Consider the following 21,492-nt stretch of genomic DNA (forward strand, 5'->3'; position numbering starts at 1 on the left):
TTTAATCGCCGCGCCGCGCCGCGCCGCAAACATACAGCGCGCCCGGCGTTCATCTCATCAGCTTCAGTGCAGGATCTTCGCGAGAAAATCTTTCGCGCGGTCCGACTTCGGATTCGCGAAGAAGTCTTCCTTGCGGTCGTCTTCGACGATCAGGCCTTTGTCCATGAAAATCACGCGATGCGCGACCTTCTTCGCAAAGCCCATTTCGTGCGTCACGCACATCATGGTCATCCCTTCCTGCGCGAGTTCGACCATCACGTCGAGCACTTCGTTGATCATTTCCGGATCGAGCGCCGACGTGGGTTCGTCGAACAGCATTGCGATCGGGTCCATCGACAACGCGCGTGCAATCGCCACACGCTGTTGCTGACCGCCCGACAACTGGCCCGGAAACTTGTCCGCATGCGCGCGCAGACCTACGCGATCGAGCAGCTTCAACCCCTTCGCGGTGGCCTCATCGTTCGAACGGCCCAGTACCTTGACCTGCGCCAGCGTGAGGTTCTGCACGATCGACAGGTGCGGAAACAGCTCGAAGTGCTGGAACACCATGCCGACTTTCGAGCGCAGCTTCGACAGGTTGGTCTTCCTGTCAGTCAGCGACTGGCCATTGATGACGATCTCGCCCTTCTGGAACGGCTCCAAACCGTTGACGGTTTTAATCAGCGTGGACTTGCCCGAACCCGATGGCCCGCACACCACCACCACTTCACCTTTTTTGACTTCCGTCGTGCAGTCCGTCAGCACCTGAAACTGGCCGTACCACTTCGAAACATTCTTGATGGAGATCATCTTGCGACCTTTTTCTGAAGACCTTTGACGAGGCTCGACGCGATCACGCAGATCACGAAATAACACGCGCCCGCGAACAGTACCATTTCGACATTCGTACCGTCACGGTCGCCAATATTCGTCGCCGTGCGGAAAAAATCGGCGAGGCTGATTACATACACGAGCGACGTATCCTGAAACAGCACGATGCCTTGCGTGAGCAGCAGCGGCACCATCGCGCGAAACGCCTGCGGCAATACGACAAGACGCATGGCCTGCGCGTAGTTCATGCCGAGCGCGAACGCCGCATTCACCTGGCCGCGCGGCACTGCCTGAATGCCCGCGCGGATGATCTCCGAGTAGTACGCGGCCTCGAAGAGCGAGAACGCAACCATTGCGGATGCGAGGCGAATGTCGATATCCGGCGACAAACCGAGCACGTTCTGCAGCACCTGCGGCACGATCAGGAAGAACCACAGCAGCACCATCACCAGCGGGATGGAGCGGAAGATCGTCACGTAAGCCTTCGCGAACCACTGGAAAGGCTTGAACGACGATAACCGCAACATGGCGAGCACGGTGCCCCAGATAATGCCGAACACGATCGCGATCAGCGTGATCTTGACCGTGACGATGGCGCCGGTCCACAGCGTAGGCAATGCGCCCGGAATACCGCTCCAGTCGAAATGATGCATTACTTGCCTCCGATATAGCCGGGCAACCGGGTCTTCGCTTCGACCCAGCGCATCAGTTGCATCACGACCAGATTGATCAGCATGTAGGCGAGCGTGACAGCGATGAACGATTCATAGGTTTGCGACGTGTAGTCCACCAGTTGACGCGCCTGCGCGGACAGATCGAGCAGACCAATGGTCGATGCCACCGCCGAATTCTTGAAGATATTCAGGAATTCAGACGTGAGCGGCGGCACGATGATCCGGTACGCCACCGGCAGCAGCACATAGCGATACGTCTGCCACTGCGTGAAGCCCATGGCGAGACCTGCGGCGCGCTGGCCTTTCGGCAATGCGTTGATGCCGGAGCGCACCTGCTCGCACACGCGCGCGGCAGTGAAGAGCCCAAGACAGATAATCGACGACGAAAAGAACTGCGCGCCCGGCGGCAGTTGCTTGAACCAGTTGCCGATCGACACAGGCAGCAGTTCGGGTATCACCAGATACCAGACGAAGAACTGCACGATCAGCGGAATGTTGCGGAAAATCGCGACGTAAAGCGTGCCGATGCCCGACGCCCATCGGTTCGGCACCGTACGCAGCACGCCGAAAAACGAACCGACGATCAGCGCGATCACCCATGCCGACAGCGACACGGTGATCGTCACCCAGAAGCCCGACAGCAGCCAGCCCAGATAAGTGGTCGGCTCGCCGGTGGAGACGGGGCTCAGCAAGATGCCCCAGTTCCAGTGATATGACATGACCAAGACTCCAGCAAAAAGAAACGGAAGAAGCGCGTGGCCCCTTCCGTTCCGTTCAGCGTTTCAAAGAAACAGCTAAGGTTTAGTCGATTGCCTTGTCATTCGGGCTCTTGAAAAGCGCCTTGATGTCGTCGCTTTCCGGGAAATTCAGGTTCAGGCCCTTCGGCGGGATCGGCGACTCGAACCACTTCTTGTAGATCTGATCGGCTTCGCCCGAGGTCTCGACCTTCGCGATCGCGTCGTCGACCACCTTCTTGAATTCCGGATCGTTCTTGCGAATCATGCAGCCGTACGCTTCATGCGACTGCGGCGCGCCGACGATCACGAAGTCGCCCGGATTGTTCGACTTCGCGCGCTCACCCGCGAGCAATGCGTCGTCCATCATGAACGCAGCGGCGCGGCCCGTGGAGAGCGTCAGGAACGACTCGCCGTGATCCTTCGCGCTGATGATGTTCATGCCCATGCTCTTGTCCTGATTCATCTTGCGAAGCAGGCGCTCGGACGTGGTGCCGGCGGTCGTGACGACCGTCTTGCCCTTCAGGTCGGCCCAGTCCTTGATGCCCGAGTCTTTCTTCGTCATCAGACGCGTGCCGATCACGAAGATCGTGTTCGAGAACGCAGCCTGTTGCTGGCGCTCGGCGTTATTGGTGGTGGAGCCGCATTCCATGTCGACCGTGCCGTTCTGCACGAGCGGAATGCGGTTTTGCGACGTGACGGGCGTGAGCTTGACCTTCAGGTTCGGCATGTTCAGCTTCTGCTTCACCGCGTCGACCACTTTCAGTGCGAATTCCTGCGAATAGCCGATAACGTTCTGCTTGTCGTCGTAGTAAGAAAACGGAATCGACGACTCACGATGCCCCAGCGAAATGACGCCCGTGTCCTTGATTTTTTTCAGCGTACCTGCGTCTTGCGCGTGCGCGCCAACCGTAAACAGTCCGAGAGTCGCGAGCAGCAGCGCAGCTTTTTTAACCTTCATGTGATGATCTCCTTGGCAAGAACCGGCGCCAGTTTAGCAAAGTAATTATTCTGAAAGTATTGCGACAAACCATGTTGTTGCATTCGCGCCGCGATGCCTGAAACAGGGGGCCTGCGCGCGTTTAGGGGAGTCGGAAAACCTTTCCGGACAGGCAAAGCGGGCGGCATCGATCCGATGCCGCCCGCCGGGTAAAACTCGCGGTCTCGTGAACCGCGTTGACACAAGAATCGTCGAGCCGTTTATCGTGTGAGACAAACGACTGTTCTGAAACAAGTCAGATCAGGGATACAGGCCGCGCAGTTCGCGCGCTTCGAGAATCCGCTTACACGCGACGATGAACGCTGCAGTCCGCACGGACACTTTCTGTTCGCTCGACACTTGCCACACCGCGGCAAACGCTTCGCGCATCACGCGTTCGAGACGCTGGTTGATTTCGTCTTCGGTCCAGAAGAAGCTCGAGAAGTCCTGCACCCATTCGAAATACGACACGGTCACGCCACCGGCATTCGCGACCACGTCCGGAATCACGAGGATGCCGCGGTCATGCAGAATGTCGTCCGCCGCCGTGGTGGTCGGGCCGTTCGCGCCTTCCACGACGATCTTCGTCTTGATCTTGGAAGCGTTCTTTTCGGTAATCTGGTTTTCCAGTGCGGCCGGAATCAGGATGTCCGACTCGACGTTCCAGAATTCTTCGCTCGTGACCGAATCGGCTTCCGCGTAGCCGCCCACGCCGCCCGTCTTTGCGACGTGATCGAGCAGCGCGACTGCGTCGATACCCGTCGACTTGTAGATCGAGCCGGTGTGGTCCTGCACCGCGACCACTTTCGAACCCGCTTCCTGGAACAGACGCGCCGCAATCCCGCCGACGTTGCCAAAGCCCTGCACGGCAATGCGCGCGCCTTCGATATCCACGCCAATGCGGCGCGCGGCTTCCGACGCCACCACGAACACGCCGCGGCCGGTCGCCTCGCGACGGCCGAGCGAGCCGCCCAGCGTGATCGGCTTGCCGGTCACGACGCCGGTGGCCGTCTGGCCCTGGTTCATCGAGTACGTGTCCATCATCCACGCCATGATCTGCTCGTTCGTGTTCACGTCCGGCGCGGGGATATCGGTATTCGGTCCGATGATGATGCCGATCTCGCTGGTGTAGCGGCGCGTCATGCGCTCCAGCTCACCTCGCGACAGCGTGCGCGGATCGACGCGAATACCGCCCTTCGCGCCGCCGTACGGCACGTTGACCGCAGCGTTCTTCACCGACATCCACGCCGACAACGCCATCACTTCCGACAATGTCACGTCCTGGTGATACCGCACGCCGCCCTTGCCCGGACCACGCGACACGTTGTGCTGAACGCGATAGCCTTCGAAGTGAGCAACCGTGCCGTTATCCAGTTCGATAGGCACGTCGACCACCAGAATGCGCTTCGGGCGCTTCAGCGTTTCGAGCCAGCGGGACAGGGAGCCGAGATAAGGCGCGACGCGATCGACCTGGCGCAGGTAGTTGCCCCACGGGCCGAGATCGTCTTTATTCAGGTAGGAAGGAACGGCCTGCAAGGTGGATGCGGATTGTGCTGCTTGAGACGCTTGTGCGGCGTGTGCTGCCTGTTGCTGGGATGACATGAACGCTCCGGCGTTGATCGAATGACAGCATTGTCGAAAAACGCCGATTTGAAATCCAATGCCGATTCCTTATCCGATTATGTTTTTTATGCATAACCCTTCAGAAGCCGCAAATTCATGTCGTCCGCGAGCAGGACAACGACCTTACGCGCCGCGCTGCGCCAGTTCTCCGGATACCACGTCCCATAGCTGCCTCACGAGCATCTGGCGCGCGTCGTCACTCTTCGCGGCCAGCTTGTCGCGGTACAGCCGAATCTCCATCGTAAGCGTAAGCTGCCCTTCCGGCGTGCTACGCGTCGCGCGATCGAGGCGGATCAGCTTGCCGTCCGCCACTGCATCTTCCACGGCGCTATGCGGCAGAAACGCGACGCCGTGACCGGCTAGCGCCATTGCCTTGAGCCCTTCGGCCATGTCGGTTTCGTAGAGCCGGTCCAGATACAGACGTTCGGGCGCGTTGGCCAGAATCACCTCGGTCATGCGGCCGAGGTACGCGTTCGGCGTATAGGACAGATACGGCGCGGGCGATTCAGGCGTGCCCGGCAACGTGTGACGCGGCCGGCCGGCGCGGCCCGGCGCCGAGAACGGGCTGATCGGCTCGTTGCCGAGCGTCAGCATGTCGTAGCGGCCGGGATCGAGCGCCACCGGATGGCTGGGATGGTGATAGCCCATCATCAGATCGCAGCCGCCTTCCACGAGCGCAAGCGCCGCGTCGTGCACGTTCAGCGCGCGCAGCCGCGTGTGGATCGGACCCATTTGCGCTTCGATCCGCTGGAGCCAGCGCGGGAAGTACGTGAGCGATAACGTGTGCGGAACAGCGAACTCGATCGTCGCCTGCGGCGTCGCCGTGTGACCGCGCAGCAGCGCGCGCGCCTCGTGAAACTGCGAGAGCATGGCGAGCGCCTGCTCGTTGAATACCTGACCGGCCGCCGTCAGCCGCGTCGGATACACCGAGCGATCGATCAACTCGGTGCCGAGCCACGCCTCGAGCGCCTGAATGCGCCGCGAAAAAGCCGGCTGCGTGACGTGCCGCAATTCTGCCGAGCGGCTGAAACTACGCGTTTCCGCGAGCGAGACGAAGTCTTCGAGCCATTTCAGTTCCATGCGTAGCCTGCTGCCGGCGGAAAGAGGAAGTCAGCATTCTAGATGCTGATGTGCTGATGGAAGGCGGTTGCAGCGCCGAACGTCATGGAGACCGCTTATGTCGCGAGTGCGAGTGCGAGTGCGAGTGCAGGCGCGAGTGCGAGTGCAAGCGCCAATGCCGATGACAACGCAGCATCAAAGCGAACGCAAAACCAACGCCAGGCGAGCAAGCCGGCACAAATCGGACTTCGCCGATAGGCCATCCAATGGCGGCCCGATATCGTGCCCGGCACGACCCGCCGCCTTGCCCCCTCACTTTCTTACGCCGCCCATGCGTCCACACGTCTCCATCATCACGCCGACGGCCCACCGCGAACACCTGCTGCCTGCCATCGCGCGTTGCGTGCTGCGCCAACGCGTCGAATGGGAATGGCTGATTCTCGACGACAGTGCGCAGCCCAGTGCCTATCTGCAAGCGCTCGCCTCCACGGATGCGCGCATCCGCTATTTCCACTCGCCCGCGCGCATGTCGATCGGCGCCAAGCGCAACTTTCTGGTTGCCGAGTCGCGCGGCTGCGTGATCGCCCATTTCGACGACGACGACCACTACGCGCCGCACTATCTCGCTCACATGCTCGCCACGATGCAGGAGAGCCACGCCGATCTGATCAAACTGTCCGGGTTCTTCATGTACGCGCCGCACACGCAGTTCTTCGGTTATATGGATCTGAACGCCAAGGTCGGGCTGCATTACGAACTGAGCGGCCGCACGGTGAGTCACATCGAATTCCACGAAAAGATGCAGATCGGCGCGGATTTCATCCTTTTCTACGGCTTTTCTTACGTGTACGACAAGGCACGCGCCGCGATATCCGCGTTCGACGACGTCGATCTGTACGACGACGAAAGTTTCATCCGCCGCGTAGTGAACGCAGGCCGCAAGGTGATCGCGGTCGACGATCCGCAGGCCAGCTGCCTCCACCTCGTTCACCCGGCATCCACGTCGCGGTGTTTCTCGCGGCATTCAATGCCATCCTTTCTGCTGCCGACGCTCTTTCCCTGCTACGAGGGCTTTGTGGAGTAAGCACGCAAGAGGCGCGAGCGCGCCCGCGCCGCCTTCCGCACACGGCGCGCAGGCGCGTGACCCAGTCGGGCGGCCGTCGCCGCGAAATCGGGGCAAACACCGTCCAGTGTTAAAATTCGCGGTTCTGGCAGTTTCTCCCGCGTTTTCAATCTTGCGCTTTGCCCTCACCCGGCCCCCATCATGTCCGACACTCGCCCCGACACCCTGTTCGCGCTGAACGCGCTCTCCCCGCTCGACGGTCGCTACGCGTCGAAAACCGAAGCCCTGCGCGACTGGCTCTCGGAAGCCGCTTTCATGCGCAATCGCGTGACGGTCGAAATTCATTGGCTGATTGCGCTGTCGCGCGCCGGTTTCGCGGAAGTGCCGCGTTTCTCCGAAGCGTCCGAACAATTCCTGCTGCAACTGGCCGAGCGCTTCACCGCGCACGACGCTGCGCGCATCAAGGAAATCGAGCGCGTCACGAATCACGACGTGAAAGCGGTCGAATACTGGCTGAAGGAATCGGTGAAGGGTCAGGCGGAACTGGAGCGCGCGAGCGAATTCATTCACTTCGCATGCACGTCGGAAGACATCAACAACACGTCGCATGGCCTGATGCTGGCCGGCGCGCGTGAGCACGTGATCCTGCCGGCGCTGCGCTCGGTGCATCAACGGCTCGTGGCGCTTGCCCACGCGCATGCCGCCCAGCCGATGCTGTCGCGCACCCATGGCCAGCCGGCCAGCCCGACAACGCTCGGCAAGGAAATCGCGAACGTCGCCGCACGTCTGGAACGCGCGATCGAGCGGATTGCGAAGGTCGAACTGCTCGGCAAGATGAACGGTGCGGTCGGCAACTTTAACGCGCATCTGTCCGCGTATCCGGAATTCGACTGGGAAGCGTTCTCGCGCGAAGTGGTCGAACAGCGTCTGAAGCTCACGTTCAATCCGTACACGATCCAGATCGAGCCGCACGACTACATGGCCGAACTGTTCGACGCGGTGTCTCGCGCAAATACGATCCTGCTGGATCTCGACCGCGACGTCTGGGGCTACATCTCGGTCGGCTATTTCAAGCAGCGTACGAAGGCCGGCGAAATCGGTTCGTCGACCATGCCGCACAAGGTCAATCCGATCGACTTCGAGAACTCGGAAGGCAACCTCGGTCTCGCAAACGCCACGCTGCGCCATCTCGCGGACAAGCTGCCGGTGTCGCGCTGGCAGCGCGACCTGACCGATTCGACGGTGCTGCGCAATATCGGCGTCGCGTTCGGCTATTCGCTGCTCGCGTACGATTCGCTGATCCGGGGTCTGGACAAGCTCGAAGTCAACGCGCAACGTCTGAACGAAGACCTCGATAATTGCTGGGAAGTGCTCGCCGAGCCGGTGCAAACCGTCATGCGCCGTTACGGCATCGAGAACCCGTACGAACAGCTGAAGGAACTGACGCGCGGCAAGGGCATTACGCGCGAAGCGCTGCAAACGTTCGTCAGCGGCCTTGCGATCCCGCAGGACGCGAAAGATCGTCTGCTCGCGATGACGCCGGGTTCGTACATCGGCAAGGCGGTTGAACTGGCCAAGCGGATCGCCTGACCGTTCCAGCTGGGCGCCGCCTGGCGCACAGCCCCACGACGCATAAAAAAACCGCTCCAGGAGCGGTTTTTTTACATGCACACGAGGCGCGAGCGCTCAGCGCAACTTGAGCTGGCGCAGCACTTCCTCGACGATCTCTTCCGGCGTCAGTTCGATACTCACCGTAATCGCTTCATCCGGGCCCGGCTCTTCGAGCGTATCGAGCTGGCTTTGCAGCAGCGACGGATCGAAGAAATGCCCGGTGCGCGTCGTGAGGCGCTCCTCGAGGACTTCACGCGAGCCTTTCAGATAGACGAAGCACACGTCCTTGTCGCCGTCGCGCAGCACGTCGCGATACGAGCGCTTGAGCGACGAGCACGTGAACACCGCCGTCTCGTGCGCTTTCTGCTTTTCCACGATGGCCGCGCGGATCGTGCGCAGCCACGGCCAGCGGTCGTCGTCGGTCAGCGGAATGCCCTTGTGCATCTTTTCCTTGTTGGCGGCGCTGTGAAATGCGTCGCCGTCGGTGAAGGCGCAGTGCAGACGTTCCGCCAGCATTTCGCCAATCTTCGTTTTGCCGGCGCCCGACACGCCCATTGCGATCAAAATCATCTGAAACTCCTTACACGACCGCCGCGAGTGCGAAGGTCAAACCCAAGCCCATCAACGATATGATGGTTTCGAGGAGCGACCATGTCTTGAAGGTCTGCCCCACCGTCATACCGAAGTATTCCTTGATCAGCCAGAAACCGCCGTCGTTCACGTGCGAGAAGATCAGCGAGCCCGAGCCGGTGGCCAGCACCAGCAGTTCCGGCTGAACCTGCACGGCGCCCGCCGCCGCGATCGGCGCGACGATACCGCAGGCGGTGGTCATCGCGACCGTCGCCGAACCGGTGGCGAGGCGGATCAGCGCCGCGACGAGCCAGCCGAACAGCAACGGCGACAAATGCGCGGACGTTGCCGCATTGACGATTTCCTTCGAAATGCCGCTGTCCATCAGCACGCGGCCAAAACCGCCGCCCGCGCCGACGATCAGCGTAATACCCGCGATCGGCGCGAGACAGTCGCCGCAAAACTTCTGGATCTGCTCACGATTGAAGCCGCGGCTCGCGCCGAAGGTCCAGAAGCTGACGAGCACTGCGATCAGCAGCGCGACGTCGGAGTTGCCGACGAAACGCAGCAGATCGTTCGGCAGCGTTTTCGGCGTGAATACGAGGTCGGCCCAGCTTCCCACCAGCATCAGGATAACCGGCAACAGGATCGTGAACAGCGTGATGCCGAAGCTCGGCAAGTCGCGCATCGGCGCGGCGCTTTTTGCGCCGCCCGGCACGCCATCTTTTGCGACGTCGTTGCCGTTGCTGTCGCCCGAACCGAGAAATTGCGACGCGAGCGCGTTGTCTTTCGGCAGCTTGATATAGCGGCTGATCATCAGCGAAAACAGCGGGCCGGCGACGATCGCCGTGGGAATGCCGACCACGAGGCCATACGCGATCGTCTTGCCGATGTCCGCATGGTAAGCCTGCACGGCCAGCATCGCGGCCGGGTGCGGAGGAATCAGACCATGCACGACGGACAGACCCGCCACCATCGGCAAACCGACCAGCAGCAGCGACTTGTTCGTGCGTTTCGCGACGTTGAACGCAATGGGAATCAGCAGCACGAAACCGACTTCGAAGAACACTGGCAAGCCAACGATGATCGCGACGACCATCATCGCCCAGTGAATGTGTTTTTCGCCGAATTTATTGATCAACGTGGTGGCGATGCGCTCGGCGCCGCCCGACTCGGCCATCATCTTGCCGAGCATCGTGCCGAGGCCCACCACGATCGCAATGTGCCCCAGCGTGTTGCCGTTACCCGTTTCGAACGATTTGACAATGGTCGCCATAGGCATGCCGGACGCGAGGCCCAGCAGCAGCGAGACGATGATCAGGACGAGAAACGGATAAACCTTGAAGCGCGTGATCAGCAGGATCAGCAATGCGATGGCGACGACCCCGTAGACCAGCAGCATGCTGCCGTGAACAGCTTCCATGAAGCTCCTCCTTGTGCGTTATTGATTGCGAGTGCCCGCGCCCGGCCGTGGCCCGGGCATGCGGAAAGCGGCCGGCACTCTGTCTCACGGCAACCTGCGTGGTGCCGGAAAACCCGGCTAGCCGCGCGGACGCTGAATTTTACTGTTTGTTTTCACAAAGCGCGCGCGAAATGCGCGCGCTCCCACCTCGTTGCTGCACGCACATAAAAAAGAGCCTCGCTGCGACAGCCGGGCGGGCTGTCGCAGCGAGGCTCTTTCATGCCGAGCGCAATGGTGGACTACGTTGCGCGTGCTGCCGTTAATGGGCGGGCGCGGCCAGTTGACTGGCGGCTCGCGCGAGGCGCGTGACTTCGTCCCAGTTCTGCGCGGCCAGCGCGGCCTTCGGCGTGAGCCACGAACCACCGACGCACACCACGTTGGGCAGCGACAGGAAATGCGTCGCCGTTTCCGCCGTAATGCCGCCGGTCGGGCAAAATTTCAGGTTCGGGAACGGACCATGAAAAGCTTGCAGCATCGGCACGCCGCCGGCCTGCTGCGCCGGGAAGAACTTCACGATCTCATAGCCGAGTTCGAGCGCGGTGATGATGTCGCTCGGCGTCATCACACCGGGCAGCAGCGGCAGGCCGGCGTCCTGCGCGGCCTTGTGCATGTCTTTCGTCAGGCCCGGCGACACGCCGAACTGCGCGCCCGCTTTCTTCGCCTGAGCACAGTGCTCCGGCTTCGTGATCGTGCCGACGCCAACCACGATGTCCTCGGCCAGCTGGCTTGCGCGTTCGATCGCTTCCAGTCCGGCCGCCGTGCGCAGCGTAATCTCCAGCACTTTCACGCCGCCCGCATGCAGCGCGCGCGACACGTGTTCACCCTGCTCGACCGAGTCGAACGCGAGCACCGGAATCACCGGGCCGAGGCGCACGATATCGCTTACTGTTTTCGACGTCATAGTCAGACTCCTTGGTTCTGCAGCGCTGAAGTAGCGCTTAGCTGGCTTGAGTGGTGCTCGTGTGCATTTCGCCGTGTGCGCGAGCGTGGCCGTGTTCGCCTTGTTCGGCGTGCTGCTGCGCCCGCTCGCCGACCATCGCGCCGAATACCGACGCGCCCTGCTCCGCAGGCGCCGCCGCTGCGCGGAACACGCCGAACAGTTCGCGGCCGAAACCCACTTCGTTTTCCGCCTGATGCTGCGGCACCGCGCAGGCGCGCGCGGCCCATTCCGCTGCGTCGATTTCGATGTCGAGCACGCCGGCGTCCGCGTCGATTTCAAGCATGTCGCCCGTGCGCACCTTGCCGATCGGCCCATGCAGCAACGCTTCCGGCGACAGATGGATCACTGCGGGCACCTTGCCCGATGCGCCCGACATGCGGCCGTCCGTGACCAGCGCGACATGAAAACCCTGATCCTGCAACACACCGAGGAGCGGCGTCAAACGATGCAGTTCCGGCATGCCGTTTGCCCGCGCGCCCTGAAAGCGCACCACGGCGATGAAGTCGCGCTTCAGTTCGCCTTTGTCGAACGCTTCCTGCACGGCTTCCTGCGAATCGAACACGATAGCCGGCGCCTTCACCTTGCGATGCTGCGCCGCGACCGCCGAAATCTTGATGACACCGCGGCCGAGCTTGCCCTGCATCAGACGCAAACCGCCGTCCGGCTGGAACGGCTCCGCGATGCCGCGCAGCACCGCCGTGTCTTCGCTCTTTTCCGTGCCGGGCACCCATTGCAGCTTGCCGTCGATCAGCTTCGGCTCTTTGGTGTAATGCCTGAGCCCCTTTCCCGCGACGGTGTTCACGTCTTCATGCAGCAGGCCGCCGTCCAGCAGATTGCGCACGAGGAACGCGACGCCGCCCGCCGCGTGGAAGTGGTTCACGTCGGCCTTGCCGTTCGGATAGATTTTTGCGAGGAGCGGCACGGCTTGCGACAGCGTGTCGAAATCGTCCCAGTCGATCACGATGCCGGCCGCGCGCGCAATGGCGACGAGGTGCAGTGTGTGATTGGTCGAACCGCCCGTTGCCAGCAAAGCGACGATGCCGTTCACGATCGCTTTTTCGTCGACCACATGGCCGATCGGCGTGTAATTGCCGCGGTCTGCCGTCAGATCGAGCACGCGCCGCGCGGCCTGCGCCGTCAGCGCGTCGCGCAGCGGCGTATGCGGATGCACGAAAGCCGAACTCGGCAGATGCAGGCCCATCACTTCCATCAGCATCTGGTTGCTGTTCGCCGTGCCGTAGAACGTGCAGGTGCCGTGGCTGTGATACGCGGCGGCTTCCGCCTCGAGCAATGCATCGCGGCCGCACTGGCCGGTCGCGAAAAGCTGACGCGTTTTGGCCTTGTCGTCGTTGGACAGGCCGCTGCCCATTGGACCGGCCGGCACGAAAATGGTCGGCAGATGCCCGAATTGCAGCGCGCCGATCAGCAGACCCGGCACGATCTTGTCGCAGATGCCGAGGCACAGCGCCGCGTCGAACATGTTGTGGGTGAGTGCGACGGCCGTGCTCATCGCGATGACTTCGCGCGAGAACAGCGACAGTTCCATGCCCGCGTTGCCTTGCGTGACGCCGTCGCACATGGCCGGCACGCCGCCCGCGAATTGCGCGACGCCGCCGTTTTCACGCGCGGCCTGCTTGATGATGTCCGGGTAGTTTTTGTACGGCGCGTGGGCCGACAGCATCTCGTTGTACGAGGAGACGATTCCGATGTTCGGTTCGCGGATCTGCTTGATGACGAGCTTGTCGTTGCCTTCGAGGCCGGCGAAACCGTGCGCGAGGTTCGCGCACGATAGCGCGCCGCGCGCCGGGAACTTGCCCTGCGCCGCGTGAATGCGGGCGAGATAGGCCTCACGGGTCGGCTTGCTGCGCTCGACCACACGCTGCGTAACCTTCAACAATTGCGAATGCGGGGAAACCATCGGAGCTCCTTCGTCGCTGGCTCACGGCGGCTGTAGGCGCGCACTATGCCAGGTAGGTATCGCGGGATAGGGATCAGTTGACGACGCCCATCTTAGTAGAAAAACTACATCATCGCAATGACTCGCGCTGCTGCGTTGCGGCATTGGACACTTGCCCAAAAGCCTTGTTCTGCCTGCCTTCGCAGTTTTCACAGCAGATCTCAGGGATAACCCCTACGGCCGGTATGTAGTTTTTGTACCTTCTTTTGGCATCAGCTATAGTCCACGCATTCTTCAGCATAGTGCGAGTTTTCCAATGATGCTGTCCCAAGTGGAAGCGATGCGCGAACAGTTGCGGCCGTCGGAGCGCAAACTCGCCGACTACGTGATCGAAGCGCCGCGCGAAGTGCTCGATCTGTCGATGACCGAAGTGGCCGCGCGCGCGGGCGTGAGCCAGCCGACCATTGCGCGGTTCTGCCATGCGCTCGGCTTTTCCGGCTTTCGCGAGTTCAAGATCAGGCTCGCGCAGGGAATCGCGTCGGGCGTGCCGACCGTCTATCGCGACGTGCGGCCGGACGAAGGCATGCCGGGCCTGATCGCGAAAGTGTTCGACCGGACCATTGGTACGCTGATCGAAGTGCGCAACAACCTGTCGCCGGATAGCGTCGAGGCGGCCGTGAATCTGCTCGCCGACGCGGCGCGTATCGAGTTCTACGGCGCGGGCGGCTCGGGCATTGCCGCGCAGGATATCCAGCACAAGTTTTTCCGGCTCGGCATGCCGAGCGTCGCCTACTCCGATCCGCATACCTATTCGATGTCGGCCGCGCTGCTCGGTCCCGGCGACGTGGTGGTGACGGTATCGAACACGGGACGCACGCGCGACATCATCGAAGCTGCGCGTTCTGCGCTTGCGCGCGGCGCGAAGGTGATCGCGATCACGCATGGCAGCTCGCCGCTTGCGCGGGTCGCGTCGATCAGTCTGTTCTCGAATGTGGTCGAAGAAAACGACGTGTTTTCGCCGATGACCTCGCGCATGTCGCATCTCGCGATCGGCGACATTCTGGCGGTGGGCGTGGCGCTCAGGCGCGGCCCCGAACTGGTGGAACGCGTGGGCCAGGCGAAAGACGCGATTGGACGCCTGAGAACCGAGGGCGGGGATTGAAGCGTTGACATGAAAAAAAGGCCCGCGCGATGCGCGGGCCCCGATGCTGAATGACGCGTTGCGGCGCGTTATTCCGCCAGCACGCGGACGTCGACGCGACGGTTCAGCGCGCGGCCCTGAGGCGTTGCGTTGGATGCGACCGGATCGGCGCTGCCCATGCCCTTCGCAATGAACTCGTCGGCATGAAGGCCGCCATTGCGCAGATACTGTGCGACGGATTCCGCACGCGCCTGGGACAGCGCGAGGTTGTGCGGTTCAGAACCGGTGCTATCGGTATAACCCGTCACCGTCAGGCGATGCAGCTGCAGGCCACGATTCACGCTCATGAAGTGATCGAGGTTCTGTTTCGCAACCGCAGTGAGTTCCGCGCTATCGGTGGCAAAGTTCGCGTTGCCCTGCAGAAGGACCTGGCGTGCCGGCGGCTGCGGCGCCGGTTGCGGAACCGGCTGAACGACAGGCTGAACCACGCGCTCCGCTACCGCCGCTTTGCCGCACGAGAAGGTCATGTCACGCGGATCTTTTTTAAGCGTCGTACCGGTCACGCCGTCGACGGCTTCGATCCAGTTCACTGCTTGCGTCTTGCAGGTCTCCTGCGCGACTTGCACGCAGCTGTTCGAGTCCTCGAAAAGCCCCCCGCAAGTCACCCGGTAGACCTGTGCCTGCTGGTTCGGCGTGCTGATCGCGTGGAGCGTGTAAGTCGGACCCGACTGCGTGGTGCACGCGGCGAGAGTAGCGACGACCGCGCCTAGCATCGGCGCGCGAAGATATTGATAAAGAGTGGAGTTCATTTTCACGAGTCAGTCAGTTCAAGCGCTGCACGTGCCGCCTTGACGGCGACACGTGCGTGCTTTCAGTTAAGTCGGAGCGGATCTGGCTGACGGACGGGGCTCACGCCCCATCCGTCACGGCGCTTACCACTGGTACGAAGCACCCACACCGAACGTGGTGCCTTGCGAGCTGGTACCCGCGCCGGCCTTCATCTTCAGGTTCTCGGTGATGCGCGCCGAAATACCGAGCGCCACCGCCTGCGAACCCTTGTATGAACCACCGCCAACACCGACCGCGATTGTCTTGCCTTGATCGACGTCCGGGATCATCGTCAGCGCGGTAGCGGCTGCGATACCGGCATAGGCGTTCTTCGCGAGCTGGTTGACGCTGTTCTGCACCGAGTTGACCTGCTGGTCGGTGTAGTCCTTGGCCGTCATGCCAGCCGGCAGATTGCCCACTGCCGAGCTAATCGAGTCATTCAACTGGCCGACGTTGACCGCGTCGGTCGTGGCCGTACCCGCGGCGACGTTGGTGATCTGACGTTCGCTGCCCGCCGAGCCCACCGACACCGCGTTGTCGCGGTCCGCCACCGAGTTCGCACCCAACGCCACCGAGTTCGCGCCGGTCGCCTTCGAGTTCGCACCCATTGCCACCGCGTTCGACCCGCTTGCCTGAGCGCTCGCACCCGTCGCTACCGAGTTTTCACCGGTCGCCTGCGAGTTCGCACCCATTGCCGTGGCGTGCGTGCCGCTCGCCACGGCTGCCTCGGTGTCACGATCGCCGTCCGCCGCGAACAACGGATTGCCGCCAGACAGTGCGATGTTGGTGACCGTGGTGATCGCCGCGTTCATCTGGTCCAGGTTGACCGCGTCATTGCCGGCCGTGCCTGCCGCCACGTTGTGGATCGTCGTACCGCCGTCAACACCGTTACCCATCGTGACGCTGTTGTAGTTGGTCGTACCGTCCGCGTTGTGGTCGTAGACGACCGCGGCGTTGGTCGTGCCGTCCGGATTGATCATGCCCGACGCCTTCAACTGCGCGACGTTCACGGCATCCGTATCCGCCGTACCTGCTGCGACGTTGGTGATCTGACGTTCGTTACCCGCCGAGCCCACCGACACCGTGTTCGCACGATCCGCGACCGAGTTCGAACCCAATGCCACCGAGTTCGCCGCGATCGACTGGGCGTTGCCGCCGATCGCCACCGACTCGGCACCCGTTGCCTGAGAATCCGGCAGCGTCGAGTTCGCGTGGAAGTACTTGATCGGTGCGCCGTTGTTCGTGATGTTGTTCAACGTGTTGTTGATGTTGCTGATATCCGTCGAGTTCTGCGTCGTACGGCCGTCGAGGTTGGTGATGGCATCGCCCACGTTGTTGAACGTGTCGCCGCCCACCAGATACGTCGGCGCCGTGATCGAACCGTCCGGATTGACCGTCGAACCACCGCCCATCGCCTTGGATGTGGAGTCGGCCAGCGCGTACAACTGCGAACCGTTCACCGCATCCACGCTCGTGGCGTTCACCGCGCCGTCCGCCACGCCGGTCAGTTGACGCGAGCCCGCCGTGCCCGTGAAGTCGACCACCGTACCGTCGGTATCCTTCGCGACCGTGACCGTGCGCGTCGTCGCGTCCTGCTGCACCAGACCGACCGAACCCGAGTTCACGATGTTCGTGAGGTTCGTGATGTCGCTGCTGTTCTGCGTCACCTGCTGGTTGGTTGCGTACAGCTGGCTTCCGTTGATCGCGTCCGTGCTGGTTGCGCTCAGACGGCCGGCCGCCACGTTGGTGATGGTGCGCTCGTTACCTGCCGAGCCCACGCTCACCGTGCTCGTCGGAGCCGTGCCGGCGAACGTGTAAGTCACGCCGCCGATCGTCGTACCCGATGTCGCCACTGCCGAGGTGGTCGTCGAACCGGCGCCGAGCGCCACCGCGCCGGCGTTCGACGCATTCGCGCCGTTGCCCACTGCGACTGCGTTGACAGCGCTTGCCACGGCTGCCGGACCTGCCGCGAGGCTGTCCGTACCCGTTGCCGACGAATCCGCCAGCGTCGAGTTCGCATGGAAGTACTTGATGCCGCCACCGTTGGTGATGTTGTTCACCGTGTTGCTGATGTTAGTGACATCACCCGCAATGTTCGTCACGTTGCCCGCGAGGTTGCTGACGTTATTGCTCAGGTTCGACACGTTGGCGTTCGTCTCGTACAGCTGCGAACCGTTTACCGCGTCCGTGCTGGTTGCGCTCAGATCGCCCGCCGTCAGGTGGGTGATCTTCGTCGAGCCGCCTGCACCTTGCAGCGTGATGGTGTTCTTCGTGCTGTCGTCGTACTGGACCGCGTTGGCCGTGCTGTCAGCCACCGCCGACTGCAACTGGCTCACGTTCACCGCGTCCGTGCTGGCCGAGCCGGCTGCCACGTTCGTGATGCGACGTTCTGCGCCTGCCGAACCCACCGACACTTCACCCACCGGCGTCGTGCCAGCCAGCGTGCCCGTACCCGGGTTGTACGCCGCCGCCGACAGGTTTGCTGTCGTCGTTGCGTTCGAACCGAGTGCTACCGAGTTCGCTGCCGTGGCCTGTGCGTTGCCGCCGATTGCCACCGCGTCCGCACCTGTTGCCGACGAATCTGCCAGCGTCGAGTTCGCATGGAAGTACTTGATGCCAGCGCCATTGGTGATGTTGTTCACCGTGTTGCTGATGTTGGTGACATTACCCGCGATGTTCGTCACATTGCCGGCCAGGTTCGCAACGTTGTTACTGACGTTGTTCACCTTTGCGTCTTCCGACTGCAACTGGCTCACGTTCACCGCATCTGTGCCATTCAGGCCCGCTGCGACGATCGTGATACGACGTTCTGCACCCGCTGCGCCAACCGACACTTCACCGCCTGCTGCCGTAGCCGCTGCGATTGCCGTGCCACCAACCGGCGTGAAACCTGCCGTCGTCAGCGAGGTCGAGTTCGCCACCGAGTTCGAACCGAGGGCTACCGAGTTTGCTGCCGTGGCTTGCGCGTTGCCGCCGATCGCCACTGCGTCCGTGCCCGTTGCCGACGAATCAGCCAGCGTCGAGTTCGCGTGGAAATACTTGATGCCACCGCCGTTGGTGATGTTGTTCACCGTGTTGCTAATGTTGGTGACACTACCCGCGATGTTCGTGACGTTGCCTGCCAGGTTGCTGACGTTGTTGTTCAGGTTCGACACGTTCAGATTCGTTGCATACAGCTGCGAACCGTTCACCGCATCCGTACTCGTTGCGCTCAGATCGCCCGCCGTGAGGTGGGTGATCTTTGTCGAGCCGCCTGCACCTTGCAACGTGACCGTGTTCTTCGTGCTGTCGTCGTACTGGACCGCGTTGGCTGTGCTGTCAGCAACCGCCGACTGCAACTGGCTTACGTTCACCGCGTCCGTGCTGGCCGAGCCGGCTGCAACGTTCGTGATGCGACGCTCTGCTCCTGCCGAACCCACCGACACTTCACCCACCGGCGTTGCACCAGCCAGCGTGCCCGTCCCCGGGTTGTACGCTGCCGCCGACAGGTTCGCTGTCGTCGTTGCGTTCGAACCGAGTGCTACCGAGTTCGCTGCCGTGGCTTGCGCATTACCACCGATCGCCACTGCGTCCGTACCTGTTGCCGACGAGTCAGCCAGCGTCGAATTCGTGTGGAAGTACTTGATGCCGCCACCGTTGGTGATGTTGTTCACCGTGTTGCTGATGTTGGTGACATTACCCGCGATGTTCGTGACGTTGCCGGCCAGGTTGCTGACATTGTTGCTCAGGTTCGAAACGTTATTGCTGACGTTGTTCACCTTCGCATCTTCCGACTGCAACTGGCTCACGTTCACCGCATCCGTGCCATTCAGGCCCGCTGCGACGTTCGTGATACGGCGTTCAGCACCTGCTGCACCAACCGACACTTCACCGCCCGCTGCCGTCGCTGCGGCGATCGCCGTGCCGCCAAACGGCGAGAAGCCTCCCGTTGTGAGCGAGGTCGAGTTCGCCAGCGAGTTCGAACCCAAGGCTACCGAGTTCGCCGTCGTTGCCGATGCGTTACCACCGATCGCCACTGCATCCGTACCCGTTGCCGACGAGTCAGCCAGCGTCGAGTTCGTGTGGAAGTACTTGATGCCGCCACCATTGGTGATGTTGTTCACCGTGTTGCTGATGTTGGTGACGTTACCTGCGATGTTGGTGACATTGCCTGCCAGGTTCGCCACGTTCGCGTTCGTCGAGTACAGCTGCGAACCATTCACCGCGTCCGTGCTGGTGGCGCTCAGATCGCCCGCCGTCAGGTGGGTAATCTTCGTCGAGCCGCCTGCACCCTGCAGCGTGACCGTGTTCTTCGTGCTGTCGTCGTACTGGACCGCGTTCGCCGTGCTGTCAGCCACCGCCGACTGCAACTGGCTTACGTTCACCGCGTCCGTGCCTGCCGCACCGGCTGCCACGTTCGTGATGCGACGCTCGGCACCTGCGGAGCCCACCGATACTTCGCCCACCGGCGTTGCGCCCGCCAGCGTGCCCGTACCCGGGTTGTACGCTGCGGCCGACAGGTTCGCTGTCGTCGTTGCGTTCGAACCGAGTGCTACCGAGTTTGCTGCCGTCGCCTGGGCGTTGCCGCCGATCGCCACTGCATCCGTACCCGTTGCCGACGAGTCCGCCAGCGTCGAGTTCGCGTGGAAGTACTTGATGCCGCCACCATTGGTGATGTTGTTCACCGTGTTGCTGATGTTGGTGACATCACCCGCGATGTTCGTCACGTTGCCTGCCAGGTTCGCCACGTTCGCGTTCGTCGAGTACAGCTGCGAGCCGTTCACCGCGTCCGTGCTGGTTGCGCTCAGATCGCCCGCCGTGAGATGGGTGATCTTCGTCGAGCCGCCTGCACCTTGAAGCGTGACCGTGTTCTTGGTGCCGTCGTCGTACTGCACTGCGTTCGCCGTGCTGTCAGCAACCGCGGACTGCAACTGGCTTACATTCACCGCGTCGGTACCTGCCGAGCCGGCTGCCACGTTCGTGATGCGACGCTCAGCACCTGCCGAACCCACCGACACTTCACCCACTGGCGTTGTACCCGCCAGCGTGCCCGTACCCGGGTTGTACGCTGCGGCCGACAGGTTCGCTGTCGTCCTGGCGTTCGAACCAAGTGCTACCGAATTCGCTGCCGTCGCCTGGGCATTGCCGCCGATCGCCACTGCATCCGCGCCCGTTGCCGACGAATCGGGCAGCGTCGAGTTCGTGTGGAAGTACTTGATGCCGCCACCGTTGGTGATGTTGTTCACCGTGTTGCTGATGTTGGTGACGTTGCCCGCGATGTTCGTGACATTGCCTGCCAGGTTTGCAACGTTGTTGCTGACGTTGTTCACCTTCGCATCTTCCGACTGCAACTGGCTTACGTTCACCGCATCCGTACCGTTCAGGCCCGCTGCGACGTTCGTGATGCGACGTTCAGCACCTGCTGCACCCATCGACACTTCACCGCCTGCTGCCGTCGCTGCTGCGATTGCTGTGCCGCCGACTGGCGTGAAGCCTGCCGTCGTGAGCGTGGTCGAGTTTGCCAGCGAGTGCGAGCCGAGTGCTACCGAGTTCGCCGTCGTGGCTTGCGCATTGCCACCGATCGCCACTGCGTCCGTGCCCGTTGCCGACGAATCCGCCAGCGTCGAGTTCGCATGGAAGTACTTGATGCCGCCACCGTTGGTGATGTTGTTCACCGTGTTGCTGATGTTGGTGACACTACCTGCGATGTTCGTCACATTGCCGGCCAGGTTCGCAACGTTATTGCTGACGTTGTTCACCTTCGCATCTTCCGACTGCAACTGGCTCACGTTCACCGCATCCGTGCCTGCCGAACCGGCTGCAACGTTCGTGATGCGACGCTCGGCACCTGCCGAACCCACCGACACTTCACCCACCGGCGTTGCGCCAGCCAGCGCGCCTGTACCCGGGTTGTACGCTGCCGCCGACAGGTTCGCTGTCGTCGTTGCGTTCGAACCGAGTGCTACCGAGTTCGCTGCCGTCGCTTGCGCGTTGCCACCGATCGCCACTGCGTCCGTGCCCGTTGCCGACGAATCCGCCAGCGTCGAGTTCGCGTGGAAGTACTTGATGTCAACGCCATTGTTGATGTTGTTGATCTGATTGCCCAAATTTCCCAACGCAGC

At 62.1% G+C, this 21,492-nt stretch carries 15 protein-coding genes; 3 read left to right on the plus strand and 12 right to left on the minus strand.

Annotated features, from left to right (window positions below; genetic code table 11):
• Positions 1 to 63: 63 nt before the first annotated feature.
• From AAGS40_RS12455 to AAGS40_RS12480, 6 genes are all read right to left on the minus strand, one after another.
• Entirely contained in the window at positions 64 to 789 is a 726-nt protein-coding gene (locus tag AAGS40_RS12455) for an amino acid ABC transporter ATP-binding protein (protein WP_345811722.1), read from the minus strand.
• Positions 786 to 1,463, minus strand: coding sequence for a glutamate/aspartate ABC transporter permease GltK (gene gltK, locus AAGS40_RS12460; RefSeq protein WP_345811723.1), 678 nt, complete (start codon positions 1,461 to 1,463; stop codon positions 786 to 788). Before gltK ends, AAGS40_RS12455 begins: the two co-directional genes overlap by 4 nt.
• Positions 1,463 to 2,203, minus strand: a complete 741-nt coding sequence (locus AAGS40_RS12465) for an amino acid ABC transporter permease (protein ID WP_345811724.1) — start codon at positions 2,201 to 2,203, stop codon at positions 1,463 to 1,465. The genes gltK and AAGS40_RS12465 overlap by 1 nt, the downstream gene beginning before the upstream one ends.
• Before the next feature lie 82 nt (positions 2,204 to 2,285).
• Positions 2,286 to 3,179, minus strand: a complete 894-nt coding sequence (locus tag AAGS40_RS12470) for a glutamate/aspartate ABC transporter substrate-binding protein (RefSeq protein WP_345811725.1) — start codon at positions 3,177 to 3,179, stop codon at positions 2,286 to 2,288.
• 279 nt (positions 3,180 to 3,458) lie between these two features.
• A complete protein-coding gene (locus AAGS40_RS12475; protein ID WP_345811726.1) occupies positions 3,459 to 4,799 on the minus strand; it encodes a Glu/Leu/Phe/Val dehydrogenase in 1,341 nt (446 codons plus the stop codon).
• 144 nt (positions 4,800 to 4,943) lie between these two features.
• Positions 4,944 to 5,900, minus strand: coding sequence for a LysR family transcriptional regulator (locus AAGS40_RS12480; RefSeq protein ID WP_345811727.1), 957 nt, complete (start codon positions 5,898 to 5,900; stop codon positions 4,944 to 4,946).
• A 283-nt stretch (positions 5,901 to 6,183) separates the two neighbouring features.
• Here AAGS40_RS12480 and AAGS40_RS12485 point away from each other — a divergent pair, with 283 nt between their 5' ends.
• Complete coding sequence (locus AAGS40_RS12485) at positions 6,184 to 6,963, plus strand: glycosyltransferase family A protein (RefSeq protein ID WP_345811728.1); 780 nt, start codon at positions 6,184 to 6,186, stop codon at positions 6,961 to 6,963.
• A gap of 180 nt (positions 6,964 to 7,143) precedes the next feature.
• Complete coding sequence (purB, locus tag AAGS40_RS12490) at positions 7,144 to 8,532, plus strand: adenylosuccinate lyase (protein ID WP_345811729.1); 1,389 nt, start codon at positions 7,144 to 7,146, stop codon at positions 8,530 to 8,532.
• A gap of 96 nt (positions 8,533 to 8,628) precedes the next feature.
• Here the strand turns inward: purB and AAGS40_RS12495 are convergent, their stop codons facing one another.
• From AAGS40_RS12495 to edd, 4 genes are all read right to left on the minus strand, one after another.
• Positions 8,629 to 9,123: a gluconokinase gene (locus tag AAGS40_RS12495; protein WP_345811730.1), complete on the minus strand. Its 495-nt coding sequence runs from the start codon at positions 9,121 to 9,123 to the stop codon at positions 8,629 to 8,631.
• A 10-nt stretch (positions 9,124 to 9,133) separates the two neighbouring features.
• A complete protein-coding gene (locus AAGS40_RS12500) occupies positions 9,134 to 10,546 on the minus strand; it encodes a GntP family permease (RefSeq protein ID WP_345811731.1) in 1,413 nt (470 codons plus the stop codon).
• A gap of 298 nt (positions 10,547 to 10,844) precedes the next feature.
• Entirely contained in the window at positions 10,845 to 11,486 is a 642-nt protein-coding gene (gene eda, locus AAGS40_RS12505) for a bifunctional 4-hydroxy-2-oxoglutarate aldolase/2-dehydro-3-deoxy-phosphogluconate aldolase (protein WP_345811732.1), read from the minus strand.
• A gap of 37 nt (positions 11,487 to 11,523) precedes the next feature.
• The gene (edd, locus tag AAGS40_RS12510; protein ID WP_345811733.1) at positions 11,524 to 13,443 is read right to left on the minus strand and encodes a phosphogluconate dehydratase; all 1,920 of its coding nucleotides are present in this window, start codon (positions 13,441 to 13,443) and stop codon (positions 11,524 to 11,526) included.
• A 295-nt stretch (positions 13,444 to 13,738) separates the two neighbouring features.
• Between edd and AAGS40_RS12515 the strand changes: the two genes are divergently transcribed.
• Positions 13,739 to 14,584 carry a MurR/RpiR family transcriptional regulator gene (locus AAGS40_RS12515; RefSeq protein WP_345811734.1) on the plus strand — a complete coding sequence of 282 codons (846 nt, stop codon included), beginning with the start codon at positions 13,739 to 13,741 and terminating at the stop codon, positions 14,582 to 14,584.
• A 68-nt stretch (positions 14,585 to 14,652) separates the two neighbouring features.
• Here AAGS40_RS12515 and AAGS40_RS12520 read toward each other — a convergent pair whose 3' ends face one another.
• Positions 14,653 to 15,372 (minus strand): OmpA family protein, encoded by a 720-nt coding sequence (locus tag AAGS40_RS12520; protein WP_345811736.1) that lies wholly within the window; start codon positions 15,370 to 15,372, stop codon positions 14,653 to 14,655.
• Positions 15,373 to 15,495: 123 nt separating this feature from the next.
• Positions 15,496 to 21,486: a YadA-like family protein gene (locus tag AAGS40_RS12525; RefSeq protein WP_345814398.1), complete on the minus strand. Its 5,991-nt coding sequence runs from the start codon at positions 21,484 to 21,486 to the stop codon at positions 15,496 to 15,498.
• Positions 21,487 to 21,492: the final 6 nt, after the last annotated feature.

It is taken from the genome of Paraburkholderia sp. PREW-6R, assembly GCF_039621805.1.
Taxonomy (GTDB): Bacteria; Pseudomonadota; Gammaproteobacteria; order Burkholderiales; family Burkholderiaceae; genus Paraburkholderia.

Coding starts and splice junctions, on each gene's coding strand:
- AAGS40_RS12515 (WP_345811734.1), top strand. CDS start 13,739: ATGATGCTGTCCCAAGTGGAAGCGATGCGCGAACAGTTGCGGCCGTCG.
- AAGS40_RS12475 (WP_345811726.1), bottom strand. CDS start 4,799: ATGTCATCCCAGCAACAGGCAGCACACGCCGCACAAGCGTCTCAAGCA.
- AAGS40_RS12500 (WP_345811731.1), bottom strand. CDS start 10,546: ATGGAAGCTGTTCACGGCAGCATGCTGCTGGTCTACGGGGTCGTCGCC.
- eda (WP_345811732.1), bottom strand. CDS start 11,486: ATGACGTCGAAAACAGTAAGCGATATCGTGCGCCTCGGCCCGGTGATT.
- AAGS40_RS12495 (WP_345811730.1), bottom strand. CDS start 9,123: ATGATTTTGATCGCAATGGGCGTGTCGGGCGCCGGCAAAACGAAGATT.
- purB (WP_345811729.1), top strand. CDS start 7,144: ATGTCCGACACTCGCCCCGACACCCTGTTCGCGCTGAACGCGCTCTCC.
- AAGS40_RS12520 (WP_345811736.1), bottom strand. CDS start 15,372: ATGAACTCCACTCTTTATCAATATCTTCGCGCGCCGATGCTAGGCGCG.
- AAGS40_RS12480 (WP_345811727.1), bottom strand. CDS start 5,900: ATGGAACTGAAATGGCTCGAAGACTTCGTCTCGCTCGCGGAAACGCGT.
- AAGS40_RS12465 (WP_345811724.1), bottom strand. CDS start 2,203: ATGTCATATCACTGGAACTGGGGCATCTTGCTGAGCCCCGTCTCCACC.
- AAGS40_RS12470 (WP_345811725.1), bottom strand. CDS start 3,179: ATGAAGGTTAAAAAAGCTGCGCTGCTGCTCGCGACTCTCGGACTGTTT.
- edd (WP_345811733.1), bottom strand. CDS start 13,443: ATGGTTTCCCCGCATTCGCAATTGTTGAAGGTTACGCAGCGTGTGGTC.
- gltK (WP_345811723.1), bottom strand. CDS start 1,463: ATGCATCATTTCGACTGGAGCGGTATTCCGGGCGCATTGCCTACGCTG.
- AAGS40_RS12455 (WP_345811722.1), bottom strand. CDS start 789: ATGATCTCCATCAAGAATGTTTCGAAGTGGTACGGCCAGTTTCAGGTG.